This is a genomic window from Virgibacillus sp. W0181, from assembly GCF_051846915.1.
GTDB lineage: Bacteria > Bacillota > Bacilli > Bacillales > Amphibacillaceae > JBPYCR01.
Map to the genome: position 1 here is coordinate 1 of NZ_JBPYCR010000065.1, position 2,097 is coordinate 2,097.

General features: G+C 45.4%; 1 protein-coding gene, 14 tRNA genes and 1 rRNA gene. 15 read left to right on the forward strand and 1 reads right to left on the reverse strand.

Annotated features, from left to right (window positions below):
* The first annotated feature begins 11 nt into the window (after positions 1-11).
* From rrf to ACLIBG_RS15465, 15 genes are all read left to right on the forward strand, one after another.
* Positions 12-127 (forward strand): 5S ribosomal RNA (gene rrf, locus ACLIBG_RS15395).
* A 62-nt stretch (positions 128-189) separates the two neighbouring features.
* Positions 190-264, forward strand: a tRNA-Asn gene (locus tag ACLIBG_RS15400).
* 1 nt (position 265) lies between these two features.
* Positions 266-358: transfer RNA gene (locus ACLIBG_RS15405), tRNA-Ser, on the forward strand.
* A 15-nt stretch (positions 359-373) separates the two neighbouring features.
* Positions 374-448: transfer RNA gene (locus ACLIBG_RS15410), tRNA-Glu, on the forward strand.
* A 70-nt stretch (positions 449-518) separates the two neighbouring features.
* Positions 519-594, forward strand: a tRNA-Val gene (locus ACLIBG_RS15415).
* A gap of 93 nt (positions 595-687) precedes the next feature.
* Positions 688-764 (forward strand) — tRNA-Met (locus ACLIBG_RS15420).
* A 173-nt stretch (positions 765-937) separates the two neighbouring features.
* Positions 938-1,014, forward strand: a tRNA-Asp gene (locus tag ACLIBG_RS15425).
* A 3-nt stretch (positions 1,015-1,017) separates the two neighbouring features.
* Positions 1,018-1,093 (forward strand) — tRNA-Phe (locus ACLIBG_RS15430).
* Between the two features lie 13 nt (positions 1,094-1,106).
* A tRNA-Tyr gene (locus ACLIBG_RS15435) sits at positions 1,107-1,191 on the forward strand.
* 10 nt (positions 1,192-1,201) lie between these two features.
* A tRNA-Trp gene (locus ACLIBG_RS15440) sits at positions 1,202-1,275 on the forward strand.
* Between the two features lie 29 nt (positions 1,276-1,304).
* Positions 1,305-1,380: transfer RNA gene (locus ACLIBG_RS15445), tRNA-His, on the forward strand.
* A gap of 26 nt (positions 1,381-1,406) precedes the next feature.
* Positions 1,407-1,481: transfer RNA gene (locus tag ACLIBG_RS15450), tRNA-Gln, on the forward strand.
* A 5-nt stretch (positions 1,482-1,486) separates the two neighbouring features.
* Positions 1,487-1,558, forward strand: a tRNA-Gly gene (locus tag ACLIBG_RS15455).
* A gap of 12 nt (positions 1,559-1,570) precedes the next feature.
* Positions 1,571-1,644, forward strand: a tRNA-Cys gene (locus ACLIBG_RS15460).
* Positions 1,645-1,651: 7 nt separating this feature from the next.
* Positions 1,652-1,733 (forward strand) — tRNA-Leu (locus tag ACLIBG_RS15465).
* A 222-nt stretch (positions 1,734-1,955) separates the two neighbouring features.
* Here ACLIBG_RS15465 and ACLIBG_RS15470 read toward each other — a convergent pair.
* The coding region (locus ACLIBG_RS15470) for a transposase (RefSeq protein WP_439313642.1) at positions 1,956-2,097 on the reverse strand (142 nt) is incomplete at its 5' end.

The window sequence follows — 2,097 nt, forward strand, 5'->3', positions numbered from 1 at the left end:
ATCCGTAACGGTCTGGCAGTTATAGCGGAGAGGTCACACCTGTTCCCATACCGAACACAGCAGTTAAGCTCTCCAGCGCCGATGGTAGTTGAGGCTTTGCCTCTGCAAGAGTAGGACGCCGCCAGGCGAAGTGTTTTTAAAAATTAATTTTAAATATTTTTCAACAGCTCTTATTAAGAAAATTTATATTCCACAGTAGCTCAGTGGTAGAGCAATCGGCTGTTAACCGATCGGTCGTAGGTTCGAATCCTACCTGTGGAGCCATGGAGAGCTGTCCGAGCTGGTCGAAGGAGCACGATTGGAAATCGTGTAGGCCGGTAACACGGTCTCGAGGGTTCGAATCCCTCGCTCTCCGCCAGATACATGTGTTATTGGCCCGTTGGTCAAGTGGTTAAGACACCGCCCTTTCACGGCGGTATCACGGGTTCGAATCCCGTACGGGTCACCATTATAAGTATGGTAAGTTAAGAACGTAATACCTTGTCGCAGTAAACATGTACTATCAAAAACTTTGTGTCGGAGGATTAGCTCAGCTGGGAGAGCACTTGCCTTACAAGCAAGGGGTCGCAGGTTCGAGCCCTGCATCCTCCACCATTTCTAAGTTAAATCATAAGGTAGAGCAGTGAGTATAATTGCCGTTGAAGATCAACTAACAAAGCGATCTTCACAAATTATATTATTTTATATCGCGGGGTGGAGCAGTCTGGCAGCTCGTTGGGCTCATAACCCAAAGGTCGCAAGTTCGAATCTTGCCCCCGCAACCAAATTATTCAACTAACTACGCCGAGTAATCTCTAGCGCTAGTTGAAAATTGTGGTGCTTAGAAGTACAACCAATTTGCTCTAACTCCCTACACTAAATAGCGTTTTTGTCAATTCTTTAAAAATTAATTAGTAGTATTAATAAACAAACAATGGATATAAGTAAGTTACAAAACGGTCCGGTAGTTCAGTTGGTTAGAATGCCAGCCTGTCACGCTGGAGGTCGCGGGTTCGAGTCCCGTCCGGATCGCCATATGGCTCGATAGCTCAGTCGGTAGAGCAAAGGACTGAAAATCCTTGTGTCGGCGGTTCGATTCCGTCTCGAGCCACCATCAAATTAGCTGTGGAGGGGTAGCGAAGTGGCTAAACGCGGCGGACTGTAAATCCGCTCCCATCGGGTTCGGCAGTTCGAATCTGCCCCCCTCCACCATAATAAACTTAGGGGTATAGTTTAATGGTAAAACGAAGGTCTCCAAAACCTTTGATGTGGGTTCGATTCCTACTACCCCTGCCATATATTCTTGGGAATTTAATATAATAATGGCGATCGTGGCGAAGTGGTTAACGCACCGGATTGTGGCTCCGGCATGCGTGGGTTCAAATCCCACCGGTCGCCCCATTTTATATTTTCGTATAACATTACATTGGGCTATCGCCAAGCGGTAAGGCATCGGGTTTTGATCCCGTCATTCCTAGGTTCGAATCCTAGTAGCCCAGCCATTTATGCGGAAGTAGTTCAGTGGTAGAACACCACCTTGCCAAGGTGGGGGTCGCGGGTTCGAATCCCGTCTTCCGCTTTATTGTTATAAGGCGGCATAGCCAAGTGGTAAGGCAGAGGTCTGCAAAACCTCTATCACCGGTTCAAATCCGGTTGCCGCCTCCAAACACATGCCAGTGTGGCGGAATTGGCAGACGCGCGGGACTCAAAATCCCGTTCCTTCGGGAGTGCCGGTTCGAGACCGGCCACTGGTATCGATAGTTCATATATGACTGCGCTTTTATGGTTTAATAGAAACTGTCAAAGCGTATTTTTACTTTTAATAGGGCAATAGGTCATTCAATGGTCGCATGAACAAATAAGTGCAATTTTAAGTAAGCCGCTTTCCTCAAATTTTGGCTCTTTGTCAAATAGTGTTGGTGGCTGAATTAAGGTCGCTAAAATATTAATGATTCGGGATCTGTTAATCTTGCCGCTTAAGCGGCAGGATTAACAGATTCTTTTTGTTGGTTTACAATTGCTTTTAACTTGAAATGAAGCATAATTCTATTTTTAAAGTTATTAAAGTTTTGGTAGCCATATGCAACTCGATTTAATACTTTGATTTTATTATTAATG